Annotated in this window: 15 protein-coding genes; 14 read left to right on the top strand and 1 reads right to left on the bottom strand. The window is 73.9% G+C overall.

All coding sequences use genetic code 11. From position 1 onward, the window contains the following. Positions 1-58 precede the first annotated feature (58 nt). The 7 genes from ACW62_RS05535 (at position 59) to hisB (ending at position 6469) form a co-directional block, all read left to right on the top strand. Positions 59-838, top strand: a complete 780-nt coding sequence (locus ACW62_RS05535; protein WP_205629150.1) for an IclR family transcriptional regulator — start codon at positions 59-61, stop codon at positions 836-838. Further along, complete coding sequence (locus ACW62_RS05530) at positions 835-1485, top strand: bifunctional 4-hydroxy-2-oxoglutarate aldolase/2-dehydro-3-deoxy-phosphogluconate aldolase (RefSeq protein WP_053203053.1); 651 nt, start codon at positions 835-837, stop codon at positions 1483-1485. The genes ACW62_RS05535 and ACW62_RS05530 overlap by 4 nt, the downstream gene beginning before the upstream one ends. Continuing rightward, the gene (locus tag ACW62_RS05525) at positions 1482-2435 is read left to right on the top strand and encodes a sugar kinase (protein WP_053203052.1); all 954 of its coding nucleotides are present in this window, start codon (positions 1482-1484) and stop codon (positions 2433-2435) included. The genes ACW62_RS05530 and ACW62_RS05525 overlap by 4 nt, the downstream gene beginning before the upstream one ends. 34 nt (positions 2436-2469) lie before the next feature. Continuing rightward, complete coding sequence (locus ACW62_RS05520) at positions 2470-3063, top strand: SanA/YdcF family protein (protein WP_053203051.1); 594 nt, start codon at positions 2470-2472, stop codon at positions 3061-3063. 403 nt (positions 3064-3466) lie between these two features. Next, positions 3467-4780: a histidinol dehydrogenase gene (gene hisD / locus ACW62_RS05515; protein ID WP_053203050.1), complete on the top strand. Its 1314-nt coding sequence runs from the start codon at positions 3467-3469 to the stop codon at positions 4778-4780. Beyond that, positions 4773-5873 (top strand): histidinol-phosphate transaminase, encoded by a 1101-nt coding sequence (locus ACW62_RS05510; RefSeq protein WP_053203049.1) that lies wholly within the window; start codon positions 4773-4775, stop codon positions 5871-5873. The genes hisD and ACW62_RS05510 overlap by 8 nt, the downstream gene beginning before the upstream one ends. Next, entirely contained in the window at positions 5870-6469 is a 600-nt protein-coding gene (gene hisB / locus ACW62_RS05505; RefSeq protein ID WP_053203048.1) for an imidazoleglycerol-phosphate dehydratase HisB, read from the top strand. Before ACW62_RS05510 ends, hisB begins: the two co-directional genes overlap by 4 nt. Positions 6470-6471: 2 nt before the next feature. Here hisB and ACW62_RS05500 read toward each other — a convergent pair whose 3' ends face one another. Beyond that, the gene (locus tag ACW62_RS05500) at positions 6472-7635 is read right to left on the bottom strand and encodes an alpha/beta hydrolase (RefSeq protein WP_053203047.1); all 1164 of its coding nucleotides are present in this window, start codon (positions 7633-7635) and stop codon (positions 6472-6474) included. 38 nt (positions 7636-7673) lie between these two features. Between ACW62_RS05500 and hisH the strand changes: the two genes are divergently transcribed. The 7 genes from hisH (at position 7674) to ACW62_RS05465 (ending at position 15936) form a co-directional block, all read left to right on the top strand. Beyond that, on the top strand, positions 7674-8312 hold the full coding sequence (gene hisH, locus ACW62_RS05495; protein ID WP_240477238.1) for an imidazole glycerol phosphate synthase subunit HisH: 639 nt from the start codon (positions 7674-7676) through the stop codon (positions 8310-8312). Positions 8313-8314: 2 nt separating this feature from the next. Then, a complete protein-coding gene (locus tag ACW62_RS05490; RefSeq protein WP_053203145.1) occupies positions 8315-9055 on the top strand; it encodes a class I SAM-dependent methyltransferase in 741 nt (246 codons plus the stop codon). Beyond that, positions 9055-9780, top strand: a complete 726-nt coding sequence (priA, locus tag ACW62_RS05485; protein WP_053203045.1) for a bifunctional 1-(5-phosphoribosyl)-5-((5-phosphoribosylamino)methylideneamino)imidazole-4-carboxamide isomerase/phosphoribosylanthranilate isomerase PriA — start codon at positions 9055-9057, stop codon at positions 9778-9780. Before ACW62_RS05490 ends, priA begins: the two co-directional genes overlap by 1 nt. After that, entirely contained in the window at positions 9777-10538 is a 762-nt protein-coding gene (hisF, locus tag ACW62_RS05480; RefSeq protein ID WP_053203044.1) for an imidazole glycerol phosphate synthase subunit HisF, read from the top strand. The genes priA and hisF overlap by 4 nt, the downstream gene beginning before the upstream one ends. 190 nt (positions 10539-10728) lie before the next feature. After that, positions 10729-11991 carry a choice-of-anchor L domain-containing protein gene (locus ACW62_RS05475; RefSeq protein ID WP_053203043.1) on the top strand — a complete coding sequence of 421 codons (1263 nt, stop codon included), beginning with the start codon at positions 10729-10731 and terminating at the stop codon, positions 11989-11991. 403 nt (positions 11992-12394) lie between these two features. Continuing rightward, the gene (locus tag ACW62_RS05470; RefSeq protein WP_053203144.1) at positions 12395-14143 is read left to right on the top strand and encodes an ABC transporter ATP-binding protein; all 1749 of its coding nucleotides are present in this window, start codon (positions 12395-12397) and stop codon (positions 14141-14143) included. Next, positions 14140-15936, top strand: a complete 1797-nt coding sequence (locus tag ACW62_RS05465; RefSeq protein ID WP_083459249.1) for an ABC transporter ATP-binding protein — start codon at positions 14140-14142, stop codon at positions 15934-15936. The genes ACW62_RS05470 and ACW62_RS05465 overlap by 4 nt, the downstream gene beginning before the upstream one ends. Positions 15937-15943: the final 7 nt, after the last annotated feature.

Here is a 15943-nt window from a genome sequence, read left to right as displayed (position 1 = left end):
TATATGATGGGCTCATCTACACAACGTCGTTGTGCAAAGCGCAACAGAGGGTGAGCCGGTGGAGCGGAACAACTCGTCGTCGCTGCGACGGGGGATCGCGTTGCTCGACGCGGTGGCCACGGCCACGCCGTCGGGCGGTGCGACGCTGACCGAGCTGGCCGTCGCCGTGGGCGTGCACAAGAGCTCGGCGCTGCGGCTGCTCGCGCCGCTCGCCGAGGCGGGACTCGTCCGCGTCGAACAGGGGCGGCACCTGCTCGGCTCGCGCACCGCACAGCTCGGCCGCGGCTACCTCGACTCCGTCGACCTGCGCGCGCTGGCCCAGCCGGCGCTGCGCCGCCTGGTCGACGCGACGGGGGAGTCGGTGCACCTCGTGCTGCCCGACCTGCCCGACATGGTCTACATCGACAAGATCGACGGGCCGGGGCGGGTGCGGATGAACTCCTCCGTCGGCTCGCGGCAGCCGGCCCACTCGACCGGCGTCGGCCGCGCCTACCTGGCCTTCGCCGACCCGAGGGACGTCGAGACGGTGGTCGCGCACGGGCTGGCCGCGCGGACCGAGCGGACGGTCACGGGGCCGGGCGCGTTCCGGGCCGGGCTGAGCGCCGTCCGCGAGCGCGGCTACGCCGTCGACGACATCGAGAACGAGCCGGACATCCGCTGCGTCGCCGCGCCGGTGTTCGACCACGACGGCGCCGTCGTCGCCGCCGTCTCCGTCGCCGGGCTGGCCACCCGCGTCACCCCAGACCGGTTCGAGCGGCTCGGCGAGCAGGTCGTCGCCGCCGGCCGGGCCGTCTCGGAGCAACTCGGCGCACCCCGCCGCAGAGAGGAACCACGATGACCGACCGCATCCCCCCGAGCCCGCAACTGCGCGAGACCGGGGTCATGGCGATCCTGCGGGCCCGCTCCGCCGACCGGTTCGGCGACATCGGCCGGACCCTGGTCGACGCCGGGATCACCTGCCTGGAGATCACGCTGACGTCGCCGGGCGCGCTGGACGCGATCCGCGAGCTCCGCAAGACGCTGCCCGGCAGCGTCGACATCGGCGCGGGCACGGTCGTCGACGCGGAGCAGGCGCGGGCCGTCGTCGAGGCGGGCGCCGGGTTCGTCGTGTCGCCGTCGGTCGAGCCGGACGTCATCGCGGCCGCCCGTGCGGCCGGCATCCCGGCCTACCCGGGCGCGTTGACGCCGACGGAGGTCCTGACGGCCTGGCGGGCCGGCGCCACCGTGGTCAAGCTGTTCCCCGGCTCGGCGGTCGGGCCGTCGTACATCACCGCGCTGCGCGGGCCGTTCCCGGACATCGCGATCATGCCGACCGGCGGCGTCAGCCTCGACAACATCGGCGACTGGATCCGGGCCGGCGCGTCCGGCGTCGGGCTCGGCGGTCCGCTGCTGGGCGACGCCGCGGACGGCGGCGACCTCGGGGCGCTGGCGGACCGGGCGGCGCGGGCGCTGGCGGCCGTGCGCGACGCGCGGGCGGGCGCATGAGCGGGGGCGCCCGCGGCCTCGTCACGATCGGCGAGGCGATGGCGCTCGTCGCGGCCGCCGAGACCGGCGGCTGGGCGCACCACCGTGCCGCGCTGGTGTCGGTCGCGGGCGCGGAGCTCAACGTCGCGGTCGGCGTGCGGCGGCTGGGTCGTCCGGCGACGTGGATCAGCCGGGTCGGCGCCGACGGCTTCGGCGAGCTGATGCTGCGCGAGCTGCGCGCCGAGGGGATCACCACGGTCGCCACCGTCGACGACACCCGGCCCACCGGCCTGATGGTGAAGGAGCGGCCGAACAGCCTGCACACCCGGGTCCGCTACTACCGGGCCGGCAGCGCGGCGTCGGCGCTGACGGCGTTCGACCTGCCGCTGGAGCCGATCCAGCAGGCCGCCGTCCTGCACGTCACCGGCATCACCCCGGCGCTCGGCCCCGGCCCGGCGTCGGCGGTGCAGCTGGCCGTCGACACCGCGAAGGCGGCCGGCACGACCGTCTCGCTGGACCTGAACTACCGGTCGGCGCTGTGGAGCCGCGACGACGCCGGCGCCGCGCTGACGCCGCTGGCCCGGCAGGCCGACGTGCTGTTCGCCGGGCCGGAGGAGGCGTCGCTGATCGTGCCCGAGGGCGACCCGTCGGACATGGTGTACGCGCTGGCCGCGCTCGGCCCGGCGCACGTCGTCATCAAGCTGGGCGCCGACGGCGCCGTCTCGCTGGTCGACGGCGAGCTGCGGCGGACGCCGGCCGTCCCGGTGCGGGTGGTCGACACCGTCGGCGCCGGCGACGCGTTCGTGGCCGGCTACCTCACCGAGCTGATGGACGGCGCACCGGTCGAGCGGCGGCTGGCGACGGCGGTCGCGGCGGGCGCGTTCGCCTGCACCTCCCTCGGCGACTGGGAGGGCCTGCCGACCCGCGCCGACCTGCCCGCCCTGCGCGCGACCGAGGCGGTGCACCGCTGACGCCGCGCTGCGGATACCTCGAGCCGGTGGCCGGATGACCCGGCGCCGCTGGTTCGGGCTGGCCGCCGCTGCCGCCGTCGTCGCGCTGGTGACGCCGACGCTGTGGGCGTACTGGGCGAGCGCGGGCCGGATCCTGTCCGACCCGGCCGACGCGCCGGCCGAGGACGTCACGATGGTGCTGGGCGCCGGGGTCCGCGCCGACGGGCAGCCGTCGCGGCTGCTGGCCGGGCGGCTGGACGTCGCCGCCGCGCTGTACCACCTCGGGCGGACACGGACGCTGCTGGTCAGCGGCGGGACCGCGCCCGGCGGGTACGACGAGCCGGCGGCGATGCGGCGCTACCTGGTGTCGGCCGGCGTGCCGGACGCGGCGATCGTCGAGGACCCGCTCGGCGTCGACACCTGGGCGTCGTGCGTGCGGGCCCGCGACGAGTTCGGGCTGTCGCGGCTGCTGGTGGTCAGCCAGCGCTTCCACCTGCCGCGGACGGTCGCGCTCTGCCGGTCGCTCGGCCTCGACGCGGTCGGCGTCGCGCACGACTCGAAGGACTCCAACCCGCCCGGGACGCGGCAGGGGTACCTCCGCGAGGTGGCCGCGTCGGCGCCGGCGATGGCGCGGGCCCTGTTCGGCTAGGGCGGCGGCCCGCGGGCATGCGGACGAGCGTGACCGGGCCGCGCTCTACGAGGCGGTACGCACGGCCGGGTTGGACGGCCAATTCAGCTACCGGCACCTACCGCCGAGGGCGGAGCCCCTGCTCTGGCTGCCGGACGCGATCGCCTGGGCTTGGGGCGCGGGCAAGGACTGGCGCCGGCGCGTGGCACCGTTGATCGCCACGGTCGTGGTGGTCAGGCCCTAGACAGCGCAAAGCCCGAGCGCCACCACCGTCCGGAGGGGTCTCGGGCTCACTTCCTCGGGCTACTGCCCTTGGCTGACTCCAGGGTAGCCGGATCGCGCACCTTCCTGCAACGGCGCCCACGACATCTTGCGATGCGGGCAATGCGTCCGATGGGTGAACCCCGCGCCTAGACTCGGGTGAGTGATACGCCGCATCGACCTGCGGGGGAGGCTCGCCGCCGGCGAGAGCCTCGACTACCGCATGCTCGTCCCACGCGCCCCGATCGACGTCGAGGCGGCGCTCGCTGCCGTTCGGCCGATCTGCGAGGACGTGCGGCATCGGGGGGCCGACGCGGTCAGGGAGCTGACCCTGCGGTTCGACGGCGTCGCGCCGCCGCGGCTGCGGGTTCCGCAGGAGGCGCTCGGCAACGCGCTCCACACGCTCGACCCGCGGGTCCGGGCGGCGCTGGAGGAGTCCATCCGCCGCGCCCGCCTCGTCCACGGCGACCAGCGGCGGCAGGACGTCACCACGACCGTCGTCCCCGGCGGCAGGGTCACCGAGCGGTGGATCCCGGTCCAGCGTGTCGGCCTGTACGTGCCGGGCGGCCTGGCCGTCTACCCGAGCAGCGTCGTCATGAACGTCGTCCCGGCGCAGGTCGCGCGGGTCGGCAGCCTGGCCGTCGCGTCGCCGCCGCAGAAAGAGGCCGGCGGCCTGCCGCACCCGACCATCCTCGCCGCCTGCGCGCTCCTCGGCGTCACGGAGGTGTACGCGGTGGGCGGCGCCCAAGCGCTGGCGATGCTCGCGTACGGCATCCCCGGCGAGGTCGAGCGCGTCGATCTGGTGACGGGGCCCGGCAACGTGTACGTCGCGGCGGCGAAGCGGCTGCTGCGCGGCGTCGTCGGCATCGACGCCGAGGCGGGGCCGACGGAGATCGCGGTGCTGGCCGACGACACCGCCGACCCCGGCCACGTCGCCGCCGACCTCGTGAGCCAGGCCGAGCACGACCCGCTGGCCGCATCGGTGCTGGTCACCGAGAGCGAACCGCTGGCGAACGCCGTCACGGCCGAGCTCGAGCGGCGTGCCGCGAACACCAAGCACGACGAACGCGTCAGGACGGCGCTCCAAGGCGAGCAGTCCGGCATCGTCCTCGTCGACGACCTCGACCAGGGCCTGGCCGTCGTCGACGCCTACGCGGCCGAGCACCTGGAGATCCAGACCCGCGACGCCGCGGCCGTGGCCGCCCGGGTGCGCAACGCCGGCGCCGTCTTCGTCGGCCCGTGGTCCCCGGTCAGCCTCGGCGACTACGCGGCCGGCTCGAACCACGTCCTGCCCACCGGCGGCAGCGCCCGGCACTCGTCGGGCCTGTCGGTGCAGACGTTCCTGCGCGGCGTCCACGTCGTCGAGTACGACGAACCGGCCCTGCGAGGCATCGCCGACGACGTCCGCGCGCTCGCGGACGCCGAGGACCTGCCGGCGCACGGCGAGGCCGTCACCGCGAGGTTCCCCGATGAATGAGCTCCCCATCCGCGACGAGCTGCGCGGTGTCGAGCCGTACGGCGCGCCGCAGCTGGACGTTCCGGTCTGCCTGAACGTCAACGAGAACCCGTTCCCGCCGTCGGAGGAACTGGTCGCCGACGCCGCCCGCGCCGTCGCGCACGCCGTCCGGACCCTCAACCGGTACCCGGACCGCGAGGCGACGACACTGCGCGAGCGGCTGGCCGGCTACCTGGACCGCGAGTCCGGCGTGACGCTGGAGACCGGCCAGGTCTGGGCGGCCAACGGCTCGAACGAGATCATGCTGCAGATCCTGCAGGCCTTCGGCGGCCCGGGACGCACGGCGCTCAGCTTCGCGCCGACCTACTCGATGTACCCCGAGTACGCCCGCGACACCTCGACGAACTGGGCGACGGCCCGGCGCGACGACGACTTCGGCATCGACGAGGACGCCGCGCTGAAGGCGATCGCCGAGCACCAGCCGACCGTCGTGTTCGTCGCGTCGCCGAACAACCCCACCGGCACCGCCGTCCCGCTCGGCCTGGTCAGTGTCCTGCACGACGCCACCGACGGCATCGTAGTGGTCGACGAGGCGTACGCGGAGTTCCGCCGCGACGGCGTGCCCAGCGCGCTCAGCCTGCTGGCCACGCACCCGCGGCTGATCGTCACCCGGACGATGAGCAAGGCATTCGCCTTCGCCGGCGCCCGGCTCGGCTACGCCGCGGCGAGCCGGCAGATCGTCGACGTCCTGCGCGTCGTCCGGCTGCCGTACCACCTGTCAGCCGTCACGCAGGCGGTCGCCGTCGTCGCGCTCGAGCACGCGGCCGAGCTGCAGGAGCGGGTCGCCCAGCTGCGCGACGAGCGGGACGCGCTGGCGAGCTGGCTGCGCGAGCAGGGCCTGCGGGCCGCCGAGTCCGACGCGAACTTCGTGCTGTTCGGCCGGTTCGAGGACCGCCACGCCGTCTGGCAGGCTCTGCTGGACCACGGGGTGCTGATCCGCGAGACCGGCCCGGACGGCTGGCTGCGGGTCTCCGTGGGGACGCCCGAGGAGACGACGGCGTTCAAGGTGGCACTGGGTGACGTACTGGGCGACGTACTGAAGGAGCAGTCATGAGCCGCACCGCCAAGGTCGAGCGCGCGACCAGCGAGAGCAAGGTTAGCGTCGAACTGGACCTCGACGGCGAGGGCCGCCACGACATCGCCACCACGGTGCCGTTCTACGACCACATGCTGACGGCGCTGGCCCGGCACTCGCTCATCGACCTCACCGTCCGGTCCGAGGGCGACACCCACATCGACGTCCACCACACCGTCGAGGACACCGCCATCGTCATCGGCCAGGCGTTGCGCGAGGCGCTCGGCGACAAGGTCGGCATCGTCCGCTACGGCGAGGCCACCGTGCCGCTGGACGAGGCGCTGGCGCACGCCGTCGTCGACGTGTCCGGACGCCCGTACTTCGTGCACTCCGGCGAGCCGGCCGGTCAGGAGTTCGTGCTGATCGGCGGCCACTTCACCGGGTCGCTGACGGCGCACGTGCTGGAGAGCCTGGCGCACCACGGCGGCCTGACCATGCACGTGCGCGTGTTCGGCGGCCGCGACCCGCACCACATCGCCGAGGCCCAGTTCAAGGCCGTCGCGCGGGCGCTGCGCACCGCCGTCGCCATCGACCCGCGCGAGCGCGGCGTGCCGTCGACGAAGGGCGCGTTGTGACGCTAGGCGGGCACGGAGGCGTCCGCGGGCAGCGACGTCAGGAACGCCGTCACCGCGTCCTCGTACCCGGCCGGGTCGAGGTTCCAGTTGCGGACGTGCTCGGCCTCGGTGCGGACGTACGTGACGAGGTCCGGGCGGGCCTCGGCGAACCGGTCGGACGACGTCACCGGGACGGTGGTGTCGGCGGAGCCGTGCACCAGCAGCACCGGGACGTCGAGCTGGTCGGCGTGCGCGACCTGGTCCATGGCCCAGACGTTGATGCCGGTGCGGGCCCGCACGACCGACGCCGCCACGGTGGCGCCGAAGGCCGGCACGCCGCGCAGCCGCGCCTGGTAGGCGAGGATGTCCGTCCACGACAGCACCGGCGAGTCGTAGAGGACACCGCGGACGCCCTCCGAGCCGGCGACCCGCAGGTGGTTGCCGACGATCGCGCCGCCCATCGAGTAGCCGGTCAGGACGAACTCGCGGGCGCCCTGCCCGCGGGCCCAGTCGAGGGCGGCGGCGAGGTCCTCGGACTCCGTCCAGCCCAGCCCGTACTCGCGGTGCGGCCCCTCGGGCGCGTCGTCGTCGTTGCGGTAGCCGATGGACAGCTGCGGCAGGCCCAGCCGGTGCACGGCGGGGACGAGCCGGTACGCCTGGGCCCGGGTGGCGCCGCGGCCGTGGACGTGGATCATCCAGCGCTCGCCGCCGGCCGGCAGGTAGGTGGCCGGGTAGCTGCCGAGCGGGCCGTCGAACTCGACGGTGCGGGCGGCGACGCCGGCGACGCGCGAGAGGTCGCGCAGGTCGTCGGGCGCGGCGTAGTAGGCCACGCGCACGTTCGTGCCGACGGCGGGCAGCTGCGGGTACGGCTGGATGCTGCGCAGGACGTATTCGCCGGCGAGGTCGATGTCCGGGCCGACGCGGGCGAACCCGCCCGGCCACTGCAGCCCGACGACGCCGGGCTCGTCGGCGCCCGGGCCGGACAGCGTGACGGTGGAGCCGACGACGGCGACGACCTCGACGGGGAAGTCGGGCGGTTCCGGGCGCACCTGCAGCAGCTCGTCGGCGTAGTACCAGCCGCCGGCACCGGTCGTGGCCAGACCCGCCACCGCGACCGCCGCCGAGCCCACGGCCACCCGCAGCGGCCAACGCCGGCCGAGCGCGGCGGCACGATCGTCGAGGCTCACGCTGGAAGTGTGACACGCCGGGGTGGACGATGAGTGACGTGCCACCCAACCGAGACGTCGTCGTGTTCGACTACGGATCCGGCAACGTCCGGTCCGCCACGCGCGCGCTGGAGCAGGTCGGCGCGAACGTCACGCTGACCGCGGACCGCCAGGCCGCGGCCGAGGCCGACGGGCTCGTCGTCCCCGGCGTCGGCGCGTTCGCCGCCTGCATGGACGGCCTGCGCGCCGCCCGCGGGCACGAGGTGGTCGGACGGCGGCTGGCCGGCGGCCGGCCGGTGCTGGGCATCTGTGTCGGCATGCAGATCCTGTTCGAGCGCGGCGTCGAGCACGGCGTCGAGACCAACGGCATGGGGGAGTGGCCGGGCGTCGTCGAGCGGCTGCGGGCGCACCCGCTGCCGCACATGGGCTGGAATACCGTCGACGTGCCGGACGGCTCGGTGCTGTTCGGCGGGGTGGAGAAGGAGCGGTTCTACTTCGTGCACTCGTACGGTGTCCGCCAGTGGGTGATGCCACCGCCGGAGCGGCTGAAACCGCCTCTGGTGACCACGTCGGACCACAACGGCGACACCTTCGTCGCCGCCGTCGAGAACGGGCCGCTGACCGCGACGCAGTTCCACCCGGAGAAGTCCGGTGACGCGGGGCTGCACCTACTCGAGAACTGGGTGAAAGGTTTGTGACCGTGACCAACTGGGACGCGCGCGCCTACGACCGCGACTTCGCGTTCGTCGCCGCCTACGGCGCGGAACTGCTCGACTGGCTGCAGCCGCAGGCCGGCGAGGCCATCCTCGACCTCGGCTGCGGCACCGGTGAACTGACGGCGCGGCTGATCGACGCCGGCGCGCGGGTCATCGGCATGGACTCCGACCCGGCCATGATCGACGCCGCCCGCGAGCGGCTGGGCGACGCCGCCGAGCTGCGGGTCGCCGACGCGCACGACTTCACCGTCGACGAGCCGGTCGACGCCGTCGTCTCCAACGCGGCGCTGCACTGGATGCCGGCGCAGGTCGAGGTGCTCGGCTGCGTGTCCGACGCGCTGCGCCAGGGCGGCCGGTTCGTCGCCGAGATGGGCGCCACCGGCAACGTCGCGTCGATCACGGCGGCCGTCGACCGCGCCTGCCGCGAGGCGGGGCTGCCCGATCGCACCTGGCCGTGGTTCTTCAACTCGCCGGCCGAGTACGCGGCGATCCTGGAGGACGCCGGGCTGGAGATCCGCCAGCTCGACTTCTACGACCGGCCGACCAAGCTGACCGGCCCCGACGGCCTGACGAAGTGGCTGGAGATGTTCGCGTCGACACAGGTCGAAGGGCTGCCGGCCGAGGTGCTGACGCGGGCGGAGGAGATCGCCCGCCCGGCGCTGTGGCACGACGACGCCTGGTGGGCCGACTACCGCCGGCTGCGGTTCCGGGCGGTGAAGCTCTGATGTCGATCCTCGAGCTGCTGCCCGCCGTCGACGTCGCCGACGGCCAGGCCGTGCGCCTGGTGCAGGGCGAGGCCGGGTCCGAGACGTCCTACGGCGACCCGCTGGAGGCCGCGCTGGCCTGGCAGGGTGCGGGCGCGCCGTGGGTGCACCTGGTCGACCTCGACGCCGCGTTCGGCCGCGGGTCCAACCGCGAGCTGCTGGCGTCGGTCGTCGGGCGCCTGGACGTCGACGTCGAACTGTCCGGCGGCATCCGCGACGACGAATCGCTGGCCGCGGCGCTGGCCACCGGCTGCCGCCGGGTCAACCTCGGCACCGCAGCGCTGGAGGACCCGGAGTGGACGGCGTCGGCCATCGCCCGCCACGGCGACCGCGTCGCCGTCGGACTGGACGTCCGCGGCACCACGCTGGCCGCCCGCGGCTGGACCCGCGACGGCGGCGACCTGTGGGAGGTGCTGGAGCGGCTGGACCGCGACGGCTGTGCCCGCTACGTCGTCACCGACGTCACCAAGGACGGCACGCTGCGCGGCCCCAACCTGGACCTGCTGCGCGAGGTCTGCGCGCGCACGTCCCGTCCCGTCGTCGCGAGCGGCGGGGTGTCCAGCCTGGACGACGTCGCGGCGCTGCGCTCGCTGGTGGACGTGGGTGTCGAGGGCGCGATCATCGGCAAGGCGCTGTACGCGGGCCAGTTCACCCTGGAGGAGGCGCTGAAGGTGGCCACGGCGTGAGCGTGGCCGTCCGCGTCATCCCCTGCCTCGACGTCGACGCCGGCCACGTGGTCAAGGGCGTCCGGTTCGCCGACCTGCGCGACGCCGGCGACCCGGTCGAGCTGGCCGCCGCCTACGGCGCCGAGGGCGCCGACGAGCTGGTGTTCCTCGACATCACCGCCTCGTCCGACGACCGGTCCACCACGTACGACGTCGTCGCGCGCACGGCCGAGCAGGTGTTCATCCCGCTGACCGTCGGCGGCGGCGTGCGCGCCGTCGAGGACGTCGACCGCCTGCTCCGCGCCGGGGCCGACAAGGTCGGCGTCAACACCGCCGCCGTCGCCCGGCCCGAGCTGGTCGCCGAGATCGCCGGCCGGTTCGGCAACCAGGTGCTGGTGCTGTCGGTCGACGCGCGGCGCGGCGGCGGCACCGAGTCGGGCTTCGAGGTCACCACGCACGGCGGGCGCCGCGGCACCGGCATCGACGCCGTCGGGTGGGCGGCGAAGGCGGCCGAGCTGGGCGCCGGGGAGATCCTGCTGAACTCCGTCGACGCCGACGGCACCAAGGACGGCTACGACCTCGAGCTGCTGCGCGCCGTCCGTGCCGTCGTCGACGTGCCGGTCATCGCCAGCGGCGGCGCGGGAGCGCTGGCCGACTTCGCGCCCGCCGTCGACGCCGGGGCCGACGCCGTCCTGGCCGCGAGCGTCTTCCACTTCGGTGAGCTGCGCATCGGCGAGGTCAAGACGGCCCTCGCGGAATCCGGTCATACCGTCCGCTGAGACGCGCCGCGGACATACCGGGTCGAGACGTCACAAGAGCCGCCGATGCCGCTATGCTGACGCGGTCCGCCCTGCGGCGGATCTTGATTCGACACACTTTTCTGTGACTTTTTGCGGCGGCACCGTGGTGCCGCCATGCCTTGAGGGGGGCACACCTGTGAGGTCTCTTTCGTCTGCCCGCAGAACGGCCATGCTGGCCGCGGGCGCGACACTGATCATCGCCACCGGCGCGCCGGCCGCGCTGGCGGCCGAGGAACCGCGCAGCCTACCGGCGCCGGTCGCCAAGGGGGAGGGGGTCGGCGACCAGACCGTCGCCGACCTCGACACCGGCGGCCTGACCGCCGAGGACATCGTCCAGTCGCTGCTCGGCGAGGGCGTCACCGTCGACAACGTCGCGTTCACCGGCAACCCGTTCGGCGCCGGCCTGGCCGGCGGCTTCGAGCCGGTCTTCGGTGTGCCGGGCGGTGTGGTGCTGTCGTCCGGCGCCGTGGCCGGCGAGTACAGCAGCATCCTCGGCCCGAACGTCTCGAAGACCATGACCACCGAGCTGGGCGCGCCCGGCGACGACGACCTCACGGCACTGGTCGAGGCGGCGACGTTCGACGCCACCGTTCTGGAGTTCGACTTCGTCCCGGCGACCGACCAGATCTCGTTCCAGTACACGTTCGGCTCCGAGGAGTACAACGAGTACGTCGGTTCGCCCTACAACGACGTCTTCGGGTTCTTCGTCAACGGCGAGAACTGCGCAGTCGTCGGCGACGACGACCAGCCGGTCTCGGTCAACACGATCAACAACGACAGTCACGCCGGCCTCTACGTCGACAACGAACGGCCCAACCACACGCACGACACCGAGCTCGACGGCTTCACCACCCTGCTGACCTGCGTGGCCGCTGTGGAGGCCGGTGAGACCAACCACGTCAAGCTGGCCATCGCCGACACGTCCGACCCGATCTTCGACTCGGCCGTGCTGATCGCGGCAGGGACGTTCGAGGCGAACCACCCGCCGGTCGCCGACGACCAGGCCGTCGAGACCACCGTCGACACCCCGGTCGACATCACGCTGACCGGCACCGACGAGGACGGTGACGAGCTCACCTACGAGCTGGCGTCCGAGCCGGAGAACGGCACGCTCAGCGGCACCGCGCCGGACCTCACCTACACCCCGGCCGACGGCTACACCGGCGACGACGCGTTCACCTTCACCGTCTCCGACGGCGCCGCGACGTCCGAGCCGGCCACCGTCACCATCGAGGTCGTCGAGAAGCCCACGCCGACCCCGACCCCGACGCCGACCGACTCGGCCACGCCGACGCCGCAGCCGTCGCCGAGCGAGACCGGCGAGCCGCTGCCCGACACCGGCTCCGGCCCGGGCCTGCCGCTGACCGCGGCCGCGCTGCTGGGCATCGTCGGGCTCGCGTTCCTGCTGCGGTCGCGCCGCGCCACGGCCTGACGCCTCCGCCGTCACCGCTGCCCGCCTCGCCCTCGTGGTGAGGCGGGCAGCGCCGTCTCCACGGGTTTGCCGCCGCTCGGCGTCCTGGTCTGGTGTTGCGTCCTGGTCCTCTGTCACGCGAAACACCCGATACGGGACCTCGAACGTGACAGGAGACCAGGACGTGACGCCAGACCAGCAGGCCAACGGTCGCCGGCCCCGCGATTCCGCTGGAAACGGATTACAGGTGTGTCGGCGGCTGTTGGTACCGTACAAAGCCGGGCACCCCACGGAAATTCGCGCGCGCGTTCGAGCCCGCCTGCGCGCCCTCCGAGGGCCGCAGTCGGGAGCGCAGAGAGCGAGTGATGTGAGGGACGAGCGGCAGGCCACCCTGCGCGAGGGGGTCCGGATCCTCGTCCGGGCCATGCGCGACGAACCCGTCATTCTCGGCATTGCGGTCGCCGGCAGCGCGGTGTACGGGATCGCGACGGTGGCGGCGGCCGAGGTGATCGGGCGGATCACCGACCGCGTGGTGGTGCCGGCCTTCCGCGACGGCGAGACCACCACCGGCGCGCTGGCGCTGACGGCGCTGGCGATCATGGTGACGGCGCTGGTCAAGGCCGCCGGCATCGTGGTGCGCCGGTACTTCGCCGGGCTGGGGCAGTACCGCCTGAACGCGCGCTACCGCCGCCAGGTGAGCCGCCAATACCTCCGGCTGCCGCTGTCGTGGCACCACCAGCATTCCACCGGCAAGCTGCTGTCCAACGCGAACGCCGACGTCGAGTCGTCGTTCTGGCCCATCGCGCCGTTGCCGTTCGCGCTCGGCGTCGTGGTCATGCTGGTGTTCGCGCTGGTGTCGATGTTCCTGGCAGACCCCTGGCTGGCGTTGGTCGGCGCGCTGCTGTTCCCGGCCATCCTGCTGCTCAACTTCTTCTACCAGCGCCGGCTGTCGCCGCTGGCCACGCGGGCGCAGGCGCTGCGCGCGGAGCTGTCCGGCGTGGCGCACGAGTCGTTCGACGGCGCCATGGTGGTCAAGGCGCTCGGCCGCGAGGCCGCCGAGACCGCCCGGTTCGGCAAGGTCGCCGGCCAGCTGCGCGACGCCAACGCGGCGGTCGGCCGCATCCGCGGTGCGTTCGACCCCTTGATGGAGGCGCTGCCCAACCTCGGCGTGCTGGCGGTGCTGGTCATCGGGTCTGCCCGGGTCGCCGACGGGTCGCTGGCGCCCGGCACGCTGGTCCAGGTCGCCTACCTGCTCACCATCACCGCGTTCCCGATCCGCGCCATCGGCTTCGTGCTCGGCGAGCTGCCCCGTGCCACCGTCGGCTGGCGGCGGGTGCAGGCCGTCCTCGACGCCGAGGGCGCGCTCCCGCACGGGACCAGCAGCCTCAACGGCGCCGGCGAACCCGCGCACCTCGGCGTCCGCGACGTCACGTACTCCTACGTCGAGGGCACGCCGGTGCTCGACGGCGTCCACCTCGACGTCGAGCCGGGCCGCACCATCGCCGTCGTCGGGTCCACCGGGTCGGGCAAGTCGACGCTGGCCAGCCTGCTGGTCCGGCTGGTCGACCCGGCCACCGGCGCGGTCCTGCTCGACGGCACCGACCTGCGCGAGCTGGAACCGGGGCAGGTCGCCGGCGCGGTGTCGCTGGTGTTCCAGCAGCCGTTCATCTTCGAGGACACCGTCCGCGACAACGTCACGCTCGGCCTGACGGTGCCCGACGACGACGTCTGGGCGGCGCTGCGGCTGGCCCAGGGCGACCGCTTCGTCACCAGCCTCGCCGGCGAGCTCGACGCCCGCATCGGCGAGCGCGGCGCCACCCTGTCCGGCGGGCAGCGGCAGCGGCTGGCGCTGGCCCGCGCGCTGGTCCGCCGGCCCCGGCTGCTCGTCCTCGACGACGCCACCAGCGCCGTCGACCCCGAGGTCGAGCGGCGCATCCTGGCCGGGCTGCGCGACGCCGCGCTGCCGTCGACGGTCGTCGTGGTCGCCTACCGGCGGGCCACCATCGCGCTGGCCGACGAGGTCGTCTACGTCGAGGACGGCCGGGTGTCCGCGCGCGGCGTCCACGCCGAGCTGCTGACCACGTCGCCCGGCTACCGCGACCTGATCACCGCGTACGAACGCGACGCCGCCGAGCGGGCCATGGCCGGCACCGACCCGAAGGACCAGTCATGAGCACGGCAGCCAGCCCAGGATCGCGCCTGGGCGACGTCCAGTCCGGCTCCGCCTGGGCGACGTTCCGGCGCGGCCTCGCGCTGTCGCCGGAGATCACCCAGGGGCTGCTGGTCACGCTGCTGCTCGCGCTGGTCGCCACCGCCGGGCGCGTGGTCGTGCCGATCGCCGTCCAGCAGACCGTCGACGACGGCCTGAACGCCAGCGGCGGCGCCGACCTCGGCTACGTCCGCTGGATGGTCGGGCTGGCCGGCGTCGGCATCGTCCTCACCGTGGTCGCCGCCTACCACATGAACCGGCGCATCTTCCGGGCCAGCGAGGCCGGCCTCGCCACGCTGCGCACCAAGGCGTTCCGGCACGTGCACGACCTCTCCGTGCTGACCCAGGACACCGAGCGGCGCGGCTCGCTGGTCTCCCGGGTCACCAGCGACGTCGACACCATCTCCCAGTTCGTCCAGTGGGGCGGGCTGATCATGCTGGCCAGCCTGGGCCAGCTGGTCATCGCGACCATCGTCATGGCCGTGTATTCATGGCAGCTGACGCTGCTGGTCTGGGTCTGTTTCCTGCCGCTGTTCCTGGCGCTGCGGACGTTCCAGCGCATGCTGTCGGGGGCGTACATGGTGGTGCGCGAGCGGGTCGGCGGCATGCTCGGCTCCATCTCCGAGGCCGTCGTCGGCGCCCAGGCGGTCCGCGCCTACGCCGTCGAGGGCCGCACCCAGCAGCGCATCGACGACGCCGTCGAGTCGCACCGGGTCGCCGCCAGCCGGGCGCAGCGGCTCGCGGCCACGGCGTTCTCCACCGGCGAGGTGGTGGCCGGGCTGGCCAACGCCGCCATCATCGTGGTCGGCGTGCTGCTCGGCGTCGCCGGCGACATCAGCCTGGGCCGCATGCTGGCGTTCCTGTTCCTGGTCACGCTGTTCGTGGCGCCCGTCCAGATCGGCACCGAGGTGCTCAGCGAGGCGCAGAACGCCATCGCCGGCTGGCGGCGGGTGCTCGGCATCCTCGACACCCACGCCGACGTCGCCGACCCGGGCGAGGACGGCGTCAGGCTGCCCCGCGGCCCCATCGACGTCCGCTTCGAGTGCGTCTCCTACGCCTACCCGAGCGGGCCGACGGTGCTGCACGACGTCGACGTCGCCATCGCCCGGCACACCCGGGTGGCGGTGGTCGGCGAGACCGGTTCGGGCAAGACGACGTTCGCCAAGCTGCTCACCCGGCTGATGGACCCGGTGCAGGGGCGGGTGCTGGTCGACGGCGCCGACCTGCGCGACATCCGGTTCGCGTCGCTGCGCGAACGGGTGGTCATGGTGCCGCAGGAGGGTTTCCTGTTCGACGACACCCTCGCGGCGAACCTGCGCTACGGCAAGCCCGAGGCGTCCGACGAGGAACTGCTGCTCGCCGTCACCGAACTGGGGCTGGGGGAGTGGCTCGACTCCCTGCCGTACGGCCTGGAGACGCCGGTCGGGCAGCGCGGCGAGTCGCTGTCGGCGGGCGAGCGGCAGCTGGTGGCGCTGGCCCGGGCCTACCTCGCCGACCCCGACCTGCTGGTCCTCGACGAGGCCACGAGCGCGGTCGACCCGGCGACGGAGGTGCGGCTGGCGCGGGCGCTCGAGGGCATCTCCCGCGGCCGGACGTCGGTGACCATCGCGCACCGGTTGTCCACCGCCGAGGCCGCCGACGAGGTGTTCGTGTTCGATCGCGGCCGGCTGGTGGAGTCCGGGCCGCACGCGGAGCTCGTGCAGAAGGGCGGCGTGTACGCCGCCCTGCATACGGCCTGGGTCAGCCAGTCGCGCTGACCCAGGC

This window comes from Jiangella muralis, from assembly GCF_001270745.1.
Classification (GTDB): domain Bacteria; phylum Actinomycetota; class Actinomycetes; order Jiangellales; family Jiangellaceae; genus Jiangella; species Jiangella muralis.
The sequence above is the reverse complement of the archived record's forward strand: the minus strand, read 5'-3'. Positions and strand labels throughout refer to the sequence as shown.

What these genes read in the sequence shown, in the direction of transcription:
- ACW62_RS05510 (WP_053203049.1), top strand. Translation starts at nt 4,773, where the DNA reads ATGAATGAGCTCCCCATCCGCGACGAGCTGCGCGGTGTCGAGCCGTAC.
- ACW62_RS05525 (WP_053203052.1), top strand. Translation starts at nt 1,482, where the DNA reads ATGAGCGGGGGCGCCCGCGGCCTCGTCACGATCGGCGAGGCGATGGCG.
- ACW62_RS05530 (WP_053203053.1), top strand. Translation starts at nt 835, where the DNA reads ATGACCGACCGCATCCCCCCGAGCCCGCAACTGCGCGAGACCGGGGTC.
- hisB (WP_053203048.1), top strand. Translation starts at nt 5,870, where the DNA reads ATGAGCCGCACCGCCAAGGTCGAGCGCGCGACCAGCGAGAGCAAGGTT.
- ACW62_RS05520 (WP_053203051.1), top strand. Translation starts at nt 2,470, where the DNA reads ATGACCCGGCGCCGCTGGTTCGGGCTGGCCGCCGCTGCCGCCGTCGTC.
- ACW62_RS05470 (WP_053203144.1), top strand. Translation starts at nt 12,395, where the DNA reads ATGCGCGACGAACCCGTCATTCTCGGCATTGCGGTCGCCGGCAGCGCG.
- ACW62_RS05465 (WP_083459249.1), top strand. Translation starts at nt 14,140, where the DNA reads ATGAGCACGGCAGCCAGCCCAGGATCGCGCCTGGGCGACGTCCAGTCC.
- ACW62_RS05475 (WP_053203043.1), top strand. Translation starts at nt 10,729, where the DNA reads ATGCTGGCCGCGGGCGCGACACTGATCATCGCCACCGGCGCGCCGGCC.
- priA (WP_053203045.1), top strand. Translation starts at nt 9,055, where the DNA reads ATGTCGATCCTCGAGCTGCTGCCCGCCGTCGACGTCGCCGACGGCCAG.